This is a genomic window from Mycobacterium sp. NGS64, assembly GCF_059812245.1.
Genome location: NZ_JCALCI010000001.1, coordinates 210,096 through 222,142 on the forward strand (window position 1 = coordinate 210,096; position 12,047 = coordinate 222,142).

Here is a 12,047-nt window from a genome sequence, read left to right on the forward strand (position 1 = left end):
GCGATGGGGAGGCAGGTACGCGCGCTCTACGGCGCGTCGCTGTCCCCCGACGCCACCGCGTTCGCCCACCTCGTCGACGACGGCGGCTATCCCCATGCGGTGCAGCGCTTCCTGCGCGGCCGTCGGGCCAGTTCGTCGCGCAACGTCGAGCTTCCCGTCGAGGGCCCGGTTTCACGGGTGATCCATTCCGCGGACGGTCACTGGCTGGCCTGCGAGGTGGCCCCGGAGGGCTTCACCCGCCGGCAGATCTGGGTCGTCACCACCGATCCCGACGACCGGATGGCCTGGCGCATCGATCGCGAGGAGGCCGGCACCGCCGAGCTGATCGGGTGGGACGGCACCCGGGTGGCGGCGATCCTGACCGGCGAGGACGGGGTCGGGCAGTCCTGCCTGATCGATCCGGCCGACGGCACTTGCGTTGTGCTGGACCGCCGTTCCGGCGCCCGGCTCGTCGACGCGTGGGCCGGGGCGGCGCTGATCCGGGTAGGGCCACGCGGCTACCAGGAAATGGTCATGCTGCACGGGGACACCGAAATCGCGCTGTTGCCTTCGGATCCCGGCTCGGTGACGGCCAAGGGCGTCATCCTCGACGACCACCATCCGCGCCGCCTGCGCTACGGCCCGACCGGCGAGCTGACCAGGCTGTACCGCCCGGGCGCGGGCGGCGCCGGGTACTTCCGGGCCTTGCTCATCAGCGACAACGGCTGCGAGCACGCCCGGCTGGTGGAGGTCATCGCCACCCTGGACGGAGTCAGCTACTTCGTGGTCGCCGAGCGGCCCGACTGCGATCTGGACGAGTTCGTCGTCAGCGACGACATGTCCACCGTCGCGATGCTGTGGAACCTGCACGGCCGCAGCGAGTTACAGATCCTGCACTACACCGACTACTCGCTGGCCGAACCGATCCCGCTGCCGGGCGACGTCGCGGGCGAGCTGACCATCAGCGCCGGCGGCTCGATGGTGGCGATGACGGTGCAGGGCCCGGCGATGCCGCGAACCGTCGAGCTGGTCGACACCCGCACGCGGGCATGGCAACTCATCGACGCCGAACCCAGTCGCGGGCCGACCGCCTCGGGCTTGGCCGCCCGGCCGTCGCTCGAGACGATCACCGCCCGCGACGGCCTGCAGCTGCCGTCCTGGCTGTACCGGGCGAGCGAAAACTGCTCAAGCGCTTTGGTTTACCTGCACGGCGGCCCGGAGGGCCAGGCCCGGCCCGACTACAGCGAGATCTTCCCCGAGCTGCTGGACGCCGGGATCAGCGTGCTGACGCCGAACGTGCGCGGTTCCGGCGGGCTGGGCCGCAGCTTCGTGCACGCCGACAACAAGGGGAAGCGGTTTGCGGCCATCGACGACGTCGCCGACTGTGTGCGCTTCCTGGTGGACAACGGGCTGGCCGACCCGGCGCGGATCGCCTGCGCGGGCTGGTCCTACGGGGGCTACCTGACGATGGCGGCCCTGACGTTTCATCCGGACCTGTTCGCGGCCGGCGTCACCATCTGCGGCATGAGCGATCTGACCACGTTCTACCGCAACACCGAGCCGTGGATCGCCGAGGCCGCCTACCCGGAATACGGCCACCCGGTCAACGACCGCGAGCTGCTGGAGCGGCTTTCGCCGCTGCGCCGGGTCGACGCCCTGACCGCGCCGCTGCTGGTGGTACACGGCGCGCACGACACCAACGTCCCGGTCAGCGAATCGGAACAGATCGTCGACGCGTTGCGGCGCGCGGGCCGGCAGGTGCGCTACCTGTTGTTCGCCGACGACGGCCACGAGATCGTCAAGCGCGAGAACCACGCGGCGCTGGCCGAGGCGATGACCGCATGGCTGACGGAGGCGTTCGCCCGGCGCGCCTAGGGCATGGAATGCTTGCGTTGATGCGGCACTACTACTCCGTAGACGCCATCCGCGACGCCGAAGCGCCGCTGCTGGCCAGCCTTCCCGACGGCGCGCTGATGCGCCGCGCGGCCTTCGGGCTGGCCACCGCGATCGTCGCCGAGCTGACCGCCCGCGCGGGCGGCGTCGCCGGCCGGCGGGTGTGCGCGGTGGTCGGCTCGGGCGACAACGGCGGCGACGCGCTGTGGGCGGCGACCTTCGTGCGCCGCCGCGGCGCGGCCGCCGACGCGGTGCTGCTCAACCCGGAGCGTACCCACCGCAAGGGGCTCGCGGCGTTCCGCAAGGCCGGCGGCCGCGTGGTCGAAAGGGTTTCGCCCGCAACCGATCTCGTGATCGACGGCGTCGTGGGCATCTCCGGCTCCGGCCCGCTGCGACCGGCGGCGGCCGAGGTGTTCGCGGCCGCCGCGGGAATCCCGGTGGTCGCCGTCGACATCCCCAGCGGCATCGACGTGGCCACCGGCGCGATCGCCGGGCCCGCGGTGCACGCCGCGGCGACCGTCACCTTCGGCGGGCTCAAACCCGTGCACGCGCTGGCCGACTGCGGGCGGGTCAAGCTGATCGACATCGGCCTCGACCTGCCCGAGACCGATGTGCTGGGTTTCGAGGCCGCCGACGTCGCGGCGCGCTGGCCGGTGCCCGGACCGCACGACGACAAGTACACCCAGGGGGTGACGGGCGTGATGGCCGGCTCGTCGACCTACCCCGGCGCCGCCGTCCTGTGCACCGGCGCCGCCGTGGCCGCCACCTCCGGCATGGTCCGCTACGCGGGCAGCGCGCACACGCAGGTGCTGGCGCAGTGGCCCGAGGTGATCGCGTCGCCCACCCCGGCCGCGGCCGGGCGGGTGCAGGCCTGGGTGGTCGGGCCCGGCTTGGGCACCGACGAAACCGGGGCCGCGGCGCTGTGGTTCGCGCTGGAGAGCGACCTTCCGGTGATCGTCGACGCCGACGCGCTGACCATCCTCGCCGCCCACCCCGAGCTCGTCATGAGCCGCGCCGCGCCCACGGTGCTGACCCCGCACGCGGGTGAATTCGCCCGGCTGGCGGGCAATCCGCCCGGCGACGACCGGGTGGCCGCGTGCCGCAAGCTGGCCGACACGTTCGGCGCCACCGTGCTGCTCAAGGGCAACGTAACGATCATCGCCGACCCCGGCGGACCGGTCTATCTCAATCCGGCCGGGCAGTCCTGGGCGGCGACGGCCGGTTCCGGGGACGTGCTCTCGGGGATGATCGGCGCGCTGCTGGCGTCCGGTTTGCCGGCGGCCGAGGCGGCCGCGGCCGCGGCGTTCGTGCACGCGCGCGCGGCCGCGCTCTCGGCCGCCGACCCGGGCCCGGGCGAGGCGCCGACGTCGGCGTCGCGAATCGTCCCGCACATCCGGGCCGCACTGGCCGACCTGTAGCACCAACCAGAAAGGACCCGCCGTGTCCCGCAGCCATCCGTCCGTGCCGGCGCACTCGATCGCCCCCGCCTACACCACCCGAATGTTCACCGCGCCGGTGCCCGCGCTGCGGTTGCCCGAGGAGTCGATGGACCCCGACGCCGCCTACCGGTTCATCCACGACGAGCTGATGCTCGACGGCAGCTCCCGGCTGAACCTGGCGACGTTCGTCACCACCTGGATGGATCCCGAGGCCGGCAAGCTGATGGCCGAGACGTTCGACAAGAACATGATCGACAAGGACGAATACCCGGCCACCGCGGCCATCGAGCAGCGCTGCGTGTGCATGGTGGCCGACCTGTTCCACGCCGAGGGCCTCAAGGACGACGACCCGTCCAGCGCGATCGGGGTGTCGACGATCGGCTCCAGCGAGGCGGTGATGCTGGGCGGGCTGGCGCTGAAGTGGCGCTGGCGCCAGAAGGTGGGGAAAGGCTGGGAGAAGCGCACGCCCAATCTGGTGATGGGCTCCAACGTCCAGGTGGTGTGGGAGAAGTTCTGCCGCTACTTCGACGTCGAGCCGCGCTACCTGCCGATGGAGGAAGGGCGCTACGTCATCACCCCCGATCAGGTCGTCGACGCCGTCGACGAGGACACCATCGGCGTGGTGGCCATCCTGGGCACCACCTACACCGGCGAGCTGGAACCCATCGCCCAGATCTGCGCGGCGCTGGACAAGCTGGCGGCCGGCGGGGGCGTGGACGTCCCGGTTCACGTCGACGCCGCCAGCGGGGGCTTCGTGGTGCCGTTCCTGCACCCGGGCCTGGAATGGGATTTCCGGCTGCCCAGGGTGGTGTCGATCAACGTCAGCGGCCACAAGTACGGGCTGACCTATCCCGGCATCGGGTTCGTCGTGTGGCGCAGCGCCGAGCACCTCCCCGACGAACTCGTGTTCCGGGTCAACTACCTGGGCGGCGACATGCCGACCTTCACGCTGAACTTCTCGCGCCCCGGAAACCAGGTGGTCGGCCAGTACTACAACTTCCTGCGGCTGGGCCGCGAGGGATACACCAAGGTCATGCAGAGCCTGTCGTCGACGGCGCGCTGGCTGGGCGACCAGCTGCGCGACACGGACCACTGCGAGCTGATCTCCGACGGCTCGGCGATCCCGGTGGTCAGCTTCCGGCTCGCCAGGGACCGCGGCTACACCGAGTTCGACGTCTCCCACGAGCTGCGCGGCTACGGCTGGCAGGTGCCCGCCTACACCATGCCGGACAACGCCACCCACATCTCGGTGCTGCGCATCGTGGTGCGCGAAGGGCTCTCCGCCGACCTGGCCCGCGCGCTGCACGACGACGCCCGCAACGCGCTGGCGTCGCTGGACAAGGTCAAGCCCGCCGGGCACTACGACGCCCAGCACTTCGCGCACTGAGCCCCTCTGCTTGTCACATCCGTCACATCGGCCACGGCGTGGGACGGATGTCTCTTGTGCCCGCCTCCGAGCGACAACCGGGCACATCGCGGGCCGCCCGGAACGGGTGACTCCGGTACGGCCGAGGGCGAGGCGCGCTTCCCCTCGAAGGGTTCTGGGACAATGGGGGCCATGAAAGGCCCCGCCGCCGTTACGCCGATCTCCCTGACGCCCGGGGTCCTCGCCGAGGCCGTGGTGGACCTGGGCGCCATCGCGCACAACGTGCGGGTGCTGCGTGAGCACGCCGGTGGCGCACGGGTGATGGCCGTGGTCAAGGCCGACGGCTACGGCCACGGCGCGACTCGGGTCGCCCGCGCGGCGCTGGCGGCCGGGGCGGCCGAGCTGGGGGTCGCCACCGTCGACGAGGCGCTGGCGCTGCGCGCCGACGGGATCACCGCGCCGGTGCTGGCGTGGCTGCACCCGCCCGGCATCGACTTCGGCCCCGCGCTGCTGGCCGACGTGGAGATCGCCGTGTCCTCGGTGCGTCAGCTCGACGAGGTGACCGACGCGGTGCGCCGCACGGGACGAACGGCGACGGTGACCGTCAAGGTCGACACCGGGCTGAACCGCAACGGCGTCGCCCCGGCGAACTACCCGGCCATGCTGACCGCGCTGCGCCAGGCCGTCGCCGAGGACGCCATCCGGCTGCGCGGGCTGATGTCGCACATGGTGTTCGCCGACCAGCCCGAGAACCCGATCAACGACGTTCAGGCCCAACGGTTTTCCGACATGCTCGCGCAGGCGCGCGCCGAGGGCCTGCGGTTCGAGGTTGCGCACCTCGCCAATTCGTCGGCCACGATGTCGCGCCCCGACCTGGCCTTCGACCTCGTGCGTCCCGGCATCGCGGTGTACGGCCTGAGCCCGGTGCCCCAGCTCGGTGACATGGGGTTGGTCCCGGCGATGACGGTGAAATGCGCTGTCGCACTGGTCAAATCGATTCGCGCCGGTGACAGCGTGTCCTACGGGCACACCTGGACCGCGCAACGCGACACCAACCTGGCGCTGATGCCGATCGGGTACGCCGACGGCGTGTTCCGCTCGCTGGGTGGGCGCCTGGAGGTGCTGATCAACGGCAGGCGACGCCCCGGGGCCGGACGCATCTGCATGGACCAGTTCGTCGTCGACCTCGGTCCCGGGCCGCTCGACGTGGCCGAGGGTGACGAGGCGATCCTGTTCGGGCCGGGAACCCGGGGCGAGCCCACCGCACAAGAGTGGGCAGACCTGCTCGGCACCATCCACTACGAGGTGGTCACCAGCCCGCGGGGGCGGATCACCAGGACCTATCGCGAGGCCGAAACCGTTGAGCCCTGACAAAACCCGCAGGCGCCACAGGGGCAGAGCCTGGCTTGCGGGAGGGGCCGGGGTGACCGCCGTCGCCACCATCGTCGGGGCCTCCGCCCGCCGCTCGATGACCCAGCGCGCGACGCTGCTCGAAGACCCTTACGCCGACGAGGATTTCGAGACGATCGACAACGACCGCGCCTACGTGGTGACCACGCCCGACGGGGTCCCGCTGGCGGTCCGCGAGGCCGGCCCGCCCGACGCACCGGTGACCATGGTCTTCGTCCACGGATTCTGCCTGCGCATGGGCGCCTTCCATTTCCAGCGCACCCGGCTGCCGAATCGATTGGCCCCGCCCGTCCGGATGGTGTTCTACGACCAGCGCGGCCACGGGAGATCCGGCGCCGGCGCGCCCGAAACCTACAACCTCACCCAACTGGGCGAGGACCTCGACACCGTGCTGAGGGCCGTGGCCCCCCACGGGGTGGTGGTGCTGGTCGGCCACTCGATGGGTGGCATGACGGTGTTGTCGCACGCGCGCCAGTTCCCCGGCCAGTACGGCAAGCGGATCGTCGGCGCCGCGATCATCTCTTCCGCGGCCGAGGGCGTGACGCGATCGCCTTTGGGCGAGATCCTGAAAAACCCTGCGCTGGACGCATTTCGGTTCACGGCGCGGTCCGCGCCGAAGCTGATGCACCGCGGCCGCAACGTGTCGCGGTCGCTGATCGGCCCGATCCTGCGGGCCGCGTCTTACAGCGACCTGCAGGTCAGCCGCAGCCTGGACTCGTTCTCCCAGCGGATGATGAACGGCACGCCGATCGACACCATGGTCGGCTTTCTGGATGCCCTGGAAAAACAAGACGAGACCGCGGGGCTGTGGACGTTGCTCAAGGTGCCGACCCTGATCGCGTGCGGCGACCATGACCTGCTCACCCCGGACGAATACTCGCGGAAGATGGCGGCCTCCCTGCCGCGCTCCGAGCTGGTCATCGTCACCGGGGCCAGCCACCTGGCGCTGCTGGACAAGCCCGAGGCCATCAACGACGGGCTGGTCCGGCTCGTCGACCGGGCCGTGCCGGGCGAGATGGCGCTGCGGTACCGGCGACTGCGGGAAAGGTTGCGGCGCAATGGCTGATCGCGTCGACTCGCCGCGCCCGGCTTCGCCGCGCTTGCGATCGCCGCGGGTTGACGGGGGCACGGCCACCTGCGAGCGCGTCGAGGACACCGTCGCGCTGGGCTCGCGGCTGGGCCGGCAGCTGCGGGCGGGCGACGTGGTGGTGCTCTCCGGTCCGCTCGGTGCGGGAAAGACGGTGCTGGCCAAGGGGATTGCCGCGGCGATGGACGTCGACGGCCCGGTGACATCGCCGTCGTACGTGCTGGCGCGGGTGCACCCGCCGCGACGGCCGGGCGCTCCCGCAATGATTCACGTCGACATGTACCGGCTGCTGGATCACGGGGGCGCCGACCTGCTGGGCGAGCTGGACTCGCTGGACCTCGACACCGATCTCGACGACGCGGTCGTCGTGGTCGAGTGGGGCGAGGGCCTGGCCGAACGGCTTTCGGAGCGGCACCTCGACGTCCGGCTGGAGCGGGTCAGCCACTCCGATGTGCGGATCGCGACGTGGGAGTGGGGGCGCTCGTGAACGTGCTCGCGCTCGACACCGCCACCCCGGCCGTGACGGCGGGCGTCGTACGGCTCGAGGACCTGACGGTCCTGGCCGAGCGGGTCACGCACGACGCCCGCGCGCACGCCGAGCGGCTGACCCCCAACGCGCTGGCCGCCCTCGCCGACGCCGGGCTGACCATGGGCGACCTCGACGCCGTCGTGGTGGGCTGCGGACCCGGCCCGTTCACCGGCCTGCGGGCCGGGATGGCCACCGCCGCCGCGTACGGGCACGCGCTGGGCATCCCGGTGCGCGGGGTGTGCAGCCTCGACGCCATCGGGGTGCGCACCACCGGCGACGTGCTGGTGGTCACCGACGCCCGCCGCCGCGAGGTCTACTGGGCCCGGTACCGCGACGGAATTCGGACCGGCCGACCCCGAGTCGATGCCCCAGCCGACGTCGACCCCGGCACCGCCGCTGCGGTCGCCGGCTCGCCCGAGCACGCCGCCCTGTTCGGCCTGCCGGTCTGCGGGCCGGCCCACCCGACGCCGGCCGGCCTGGTCGCGGTCGTGCCGGATTGGACGACCGACCCGGCGCCGCTCGTCGCGCTGTACCTGCGCCGCCCCGACGCCAAGCCCCTGGCGGCACCCCGATGACCGCGTGCAGCGAGCCCGTGACCATCGGCGCGTTGACACCCGCCGACGCCGAGCGCTGCGCCGAGCTGGAGGCCTTGCTGTTCCCCGGCGACGACCCCTGGCCCGCGGTGGCGTTCAACCGCGAGCTCGCCGCCAAGCACAACCACTACGCGGCCGCCCGGGTCGGCGACATCCTGGTCGGCTACGCCGGCATCTCGAGGTTGGGCCGCGTCCCGCCGTTCGAGTACGAGGTGCACACCATCGGGGTGGATCCGGCTTACCAAGGCCGGGGCATCGGCCGCCGGCTGCTCGACGACCTGCTCGATTTCGCCGGCGGCGGCGTCGTCTACCTGGAGGTCCGCACCGACAACGAGGCGGCCATCGGGCTCTACCGCAGCGCGGGATTCGCGCAGATCGGCCTGCGCAAGCGCTACTACCGGGTCAGCGGCGCCGACGCGTACACCATGCGGCGGGAGGGGCAATGATCATCCTGGCCATCGAAACCTCCTGCGACGAAACGGGAGTCGGGATCGCGCGCCTCGACGAGGACGGCACCGTGACCCTGCTCGCCGACGAGGTGGCGTCCAGCGTCGACGAACACGTCCGCTTCGGCGGCGTCGTCCCCGAGATCGCCTCGCGCGCGCACCTGGAGGCGCTCGGCCCGGCCATGCGCCGCGCGCTCAAGGCCGCGGGGCTCGACAAGCCAGACGTCGTCGCCGCCACCATCGGGCCCGGGCTGGCCGGCGCCCTCTTGGTGGGAGTGGCTGCGGCCAAGGCGTATTCGGCCGCCTGGGACGTGCCGTTCTACGCCGTGAACCACCTGGGCGGGCACCTGGCCGCCGACGTCTACGAACACGGACGGCTGCCCGAATGCGTGGCTCTGCTGGTGTCGGGCGGGCACACGCACCTGCTGCACGTGCGCTCCCTCGGCGAGCCGATCGCCGAACTGGGCAGCACGGTCGACGACGCCACCGGCGAGGCCTACGACAAGGTGGCGCGGCTACTGGGGCTGGGCTACCCGGGCGGCAAGGTGCTCGACGACCTGGCCCGCACCGGCGATCCCGACGCCATCCCGTTCCCGCGCGGCATGACCGGTCCCCGCGACGACCCGTACGCGTTCAGCTTCTCCGGGCTCAAGACCGCCGTCGCGCGCTACGTGGAAAGCCACCCCGACGCGGCCACCGCTGACGTCGCCGCCGGGTTCCAAGAAGCCGTCGCCGACGTGCTCACCGGAAAGGCGGTGCGCGCCGCGAGCGAGCTCGGCGTCTCGACGCTGCTGATCGCCGGGGGAGTGGCCGCGAACTCGCGATTGCGCGAGCTGGCCACCGAGCGCTGCGCGGCCGCCGGCCTCACGCTGCGCATCCCCCGGCCCCGGCTGTGCACCGACAACGGGGCGATGATCGCCGCCTTCGCCGCGCACCTGGTGGCGGCGGGCGCGGCGCCGTCGCCGCTGGACGTCCCCAGCGACCCCGGCCTGCCGGTGGTAAAAGCCCAGGTGGGCTGACGTTCGCTCAGCGCGGACACGCCGGGAAGCGAGAAGCACCATGGCGCCCTTGAGTGCTAGCACTCGCATGTATAGAGTGCTAGGTGGCAATCGGCCAAGCCCCTGTGTCGGCACCCGCGACGACGGCGCGAGGGCACGGATGGATGCTGGGTCAACTGATAATCCGGCCGGGGCGAACGCCCCGGACCCGGATCTAACACATGTCCGGGGCGAAGGCTCCGGCCCGATCTAACTAGTGGAGGGCTCCAATCGTGGCGAAGGTGAACATCAAGCCACTCGAGGACAAGATTCTCGTGCAGGCCAACGAGGCCGAGACCACGACCGCGTCCGGTCTGGTCATTCCTGACACCGCCAAGGAGAAGCCGCAGGAAGGCACCGTCGTCGCAGTCGGCCCGGGCCGGTGGGACGAGGACGGCGAGAAGCGGATCCCGCTGGACGTCTCGGAGGGTGACACCGTCATCTACAGCAAGTACGGCGGCACCGAGATCAAGTACAACGGTGAGGAGTACCTGATCCTGTCCGCGCGCGACGTGCTGGCTGTCGTATCCAAGTAAGGACCGTGTTCCGCCCCGGCGATCCCCGCACACCCGCGGGTGATTTCCGGGGCGGCATGCGTTGTGAAGGAGCCTGATGAGCAAAGTTATTGAGTACGACGAAACCGCGCGCCGCGCCATGGAGGCCGGCGTGAACAAGCTCGCCGACGCCGTCCGGGTGACGCTGGGGCCGCGCGGCCGGCACGTGGTGCTGGCCAAGGCCTTCGGCGGACCCGCGGTCACGAACGACGGCGTCACCGTCGCGCGCGAGATCGACCTCGAGGACCCGTTCGAGAACCTGGGCGCCCAGCTGGTGAAGGCGGTGGCCACCAAGACCAACGACGTCGCGGGCGACGGCACCACCACCGCGACCGTGCTGGCGCAGGCGCTGGTCAAGGACGGGCTGCGCATGGTCGCCGCCGGCGCCAACCCGATCGCGCTGGGCGTCGGGATCGGCAAGGCCGGCGACGCGGTGTCCGAGGCGCTGCTGGCCGAGGCCACCCCGGTCTCCGGCAAGGAGGGGATCGCCCAGGTGGCGACGGTGTCGTCGCGCGACCCGCAGGTCGGTGAGCTGGTGGGCGAGGCGATGACCAAGGTCGGCGCCGACGGCGTCGTCAGCGTCGAGGAGTCCTCGACCCTGAACACCGAGCTGGAGTTCACCGAGGGCGTCGGCTTCGACAAGGGCTTCCTGTCGGCGTATTTCGTCACCGACTTCGACTCGCAGGAGGCCGTGCTCGACGACCCGCTGATCCTGCTGCACCAGGAGAAGATCAGCTCGCTGCCCGACCTGCTGCCGATGCTGGAGAAGGTCGCCGAATCGGGCAAGCCGCTGCTGATCGTCGCCGAGGACGTCGAGGGCGAGGCCCTGGCGACGCTGGTCGTCAACTCGATCCGCAAGACGCTGAAGGCCGTAGCGGTCAAGGCGCCGTTCTTCGGTGACCGCCGCAAGGCGTTCCTCGAGGACCTCGCCGTGGTCACCGGCGGGCAGGTGATCAACCCCGACGCCGGCCTGCTGCTGCGCGAGGTCGGCGCCGAGGTGCTGGGCTCGGCCCGCCGCGTGGTCGTCAGCAAGGACGACACGATCATCGTCGAGGGTGGCGGCTCCAAGGACGCGGTCGCCAACCGCGTCAAGCAGCTGCGCGCCGAGATCGAGAAGAGCGACTCCGACTGGGATCGCGAGAAGCTGCAGGAGCGGCTGGCCAAGCTGGCCGGCGGCGTGGCCGTCATCAAGGTCGGTGCCGCCACCGAGACGGCGCTCAAGGAGCGCAAGGAAAGCGTCGAGGACGCCGTCGCGGCGGCCAAGGCCGCCGTCGAGGAGGGCATCGTCGCGGGCGGCGGAACGGCGCTCATCCACGCCCGAAAGGCGTTGCAGGAGCTGCGCGCAACGCTCAGCGGCGACGAGGCGCTCGGCGTCGACGTGTTCTCCGCGGCGCTGGGGGCGCCCCTGTACTGGATCGCCACCAACGCCGGGCTGGACGGCTCCGTCGTCGTCAACAAGGTCAGCGAGCTGCCCGTCGGGCAGGGCCTGAACGCCGAGACGCTCGAATACGGCGACCTGCTCGGCGCCGGCGTGATCGACCCCGTCAAGGTGACCCGGTCGGCCGTCGTCAACGCGGCGTCGGTCGCCCGGATGGTGCTCACCACCGAGACGGCCGTCGTCGACAAGCCAGCCGACGCGGACGACGATGGCCATGGGCATGGCCACCATCACCACCACTAGGTCAATCAGTTACGAAGCACCCCCGGCCTGAGG

The 12,047-nt window shown here is 71.5% G+C and carries 11 protein-coding genes; all 11 read left to right on the top strand.

All coding sequences use genetic code 11. The features are described from left to right. The first annotated feature begins 3 nt into the window (after positions 1–3). The 11 genes from AC5Y4S_RS01065 (at position 4) to groL (ending at position 12,014) form a co-directional block, all read left to right on the top strand. Positions 4–1,854, top strand: a complete 1,851-nt coding sequence (locus tag AC5Y4S_RS01065) for an alpha/beta hydrolase family protein (protein ID WP_500029250.1) — start codon at positions 4–6, stop codon at positions 1,852–1,854. Between the two features lie 20 nt (positions 1,855–1,874). Continuing rightward, complete coding sequence (locus tag AC5Y4S_RS01070; RefSeq protein WP_500029251.1) at positions 1,875–3,290, top strand: NAD(P)H-hydrate dehydratase; 1,416 nt, start codon at positions 1,875–1,877, stop codon at positions 3,288–3,290. 22 nt (positions 3,291–3,312) lie between these two features. Beyond that, positions 3,313–4,698 carry a glutamate decarboxylase gene (gene gad / locus AC5Y4S_RS01075; RefSeq protein WP_500029252.1) on the top strand — a complete coding sequence of 462 codons (1,386 nt, stop codon included), beginning with the start codon at positions 3,313–3,315 and terminating at the stop codon, positions 4,696–4,698. Positions 4,699–4,869: 171 nt separating this feature from the next. Further along, a complete protein-coding gene (gene alr / locus AC5Y4S_RS01080) occupies positions 4,870–6,048 on the top strand; it encodes an alanine racemase (RefSeq protein ID WP_500029253.1) in 1,179 nt (392 codons plus the stop codon). A gap of 52 nt (positions 6,049–6,100) precedes the next feature. Beyond that, entirely contained in the window at positions 6,101–7,153 is a 1,053-nt protein-coding gene (locus tag AC5Y4S_RS01085) for an alpha/beta fold hydrolase (RefSeq protein ID WP_500029254.1), read from the top strand. Next, positions 7,146–7,661 carry a tRNA (adenosine(37)-N6)-threonylcarbamoyltransferase complex ATPase subunit type 1 TsaE gene (gene tsaE / locus AC5Y4S_RS01090; protein ID WP_500029255.1) on the top strand — a complete coding sequence of 172 codons (516 nt, stop codon included), beginning with the start codon at positions 7,146–7,148 and terminating at the stop codon, positions 7,659–7,661. Before AC5Y4S_RS01085 ends, tsaE begins: the two co-directional genes overlap by 8 nt. Next, positions 7,658–8,278: a tRNA (adenosine(37)-N6)-threonylcarbamoyltransferase complex dimerization subunit type 1 TsaB gene (tsaB, locus tag AC5Y4S_RS01095; protein ID WP_500029256.1), complete on the top strand. Its 621-nt coding sequence runs from the start codon at positions 7,658–7,660 to the stop codon at positions 8,276–8,278. Before tsaE ends, tsaB begins: the two co-directional genes overlap by 4 nt. Then, positions 8,275–8,742, top strand: coding sequence for a ribosomal protein S18-alanine N-acetyltransferase (gene rimI / locus AC5Y4S_RS01100; protein WP_500029257.1), 468 nt, complete (start codon positions 8,275–8,277; stop codon positions 8,740–8,742). The genes tsaB and rimI overlap by 4 nt, the downstream gene beginning before the upstream one ends. Then, positions 8,739–9,761 carry a tRNA (adenosine(37)-N6)-threonylcarbamoyltransferase complex transferase subunit TsaD gene (tsaD, locus tag AC5Y4S_RS01105; protein ID WP_500029258.1) on the top strand — a complete coding sequence of 341 codons (1,023 nt, stop codon included), beginning with the start codon at positions 8,739–8,741 and terminating at the stop codon, positions 9,759–9,761. Before rimI ends, tsaD begins: the two co-directional genes overlap by 4 nt. 251 nt (positions 9,762–10,012) lie before the next feature. Beyond that, the gene (gene groES / locus AC5Y4S_RS01110) at positions 10,013–10,315 is read left to right on the top strand and encodes a co-chaperone GroES (protein WP_007167930.1); all 303 of its coding nucleotides are present in this window, start codon (positions 10,013–10,015) and stop codon (positions 10,313–10,315) included. A gap of 76 nt (positions 10,316–10,391) precedes the next feature. Continuing rightward, the gene (groL, locus tag AC5Y4S_RS01115; protein ID WP_500029259.1) at positions 10,392–12,014 is read left to right on the top strand and encodes a chaperonin GroEL; all 1,623 of its coding nucleotides are present in this window, start codon (positions 10,392–10,394) and stop codon (positions 12,012–12,014) included. The last annotated feature ends 33 nt before the right edge of the window (positions 12,015–12,047 follow it).

Bases quoted from the DNA above. Each gene is read 5' to 3' on its own strand.
- AC5Y4S_RS01065 (WP_500029250.1), top strand. From the start codon at position 4: ATGGGGAGGCAGGTACGCGCGCTCTACGGCGCGTCGCTGTCCCCCGAC.
- AC5Y4S_RS01070 (WP_500029251.1), top strand. From the start codon at position 1,875: ATGCGGCACTACTACTCCGTAGACGCCATCCGCGACGCCGAAGCGCCG.
- alr (WP_500029253.1), top strand. From the start codon at position 4,870: ATGAAAGGCCCCGCCGCCGTTACGCCGATCTCCCTGACGCCCGGGGTC.
- tsaE (WP_500029255.1), top strand. From the start codon at position 7,146: ATGGCTGATCGCGTCGACTCGCCGCGCCCGGCTTCGCCGCGCTTGCGA.
- rimI (WP_500029257.1), top strand. From the start codon at position 8,275: ATGACCGCGTGCAGCGAGCCCGTGACCATCGGCGCGTTGACACCCGCC.
- tsaD (WP_500029258.1), top strand. From the start codon at position 8,739: ATGATCATCCTGGCCATCGAAACCTCCTGCGACGAAACGGGAGTCGGG.
- groL (WP_500029259.1), top strand. From the start codon at position 10,392: ATGAGCAAAGTTATTGAGTACGACGAAACCGCGCGCCGCGCCATGGAG.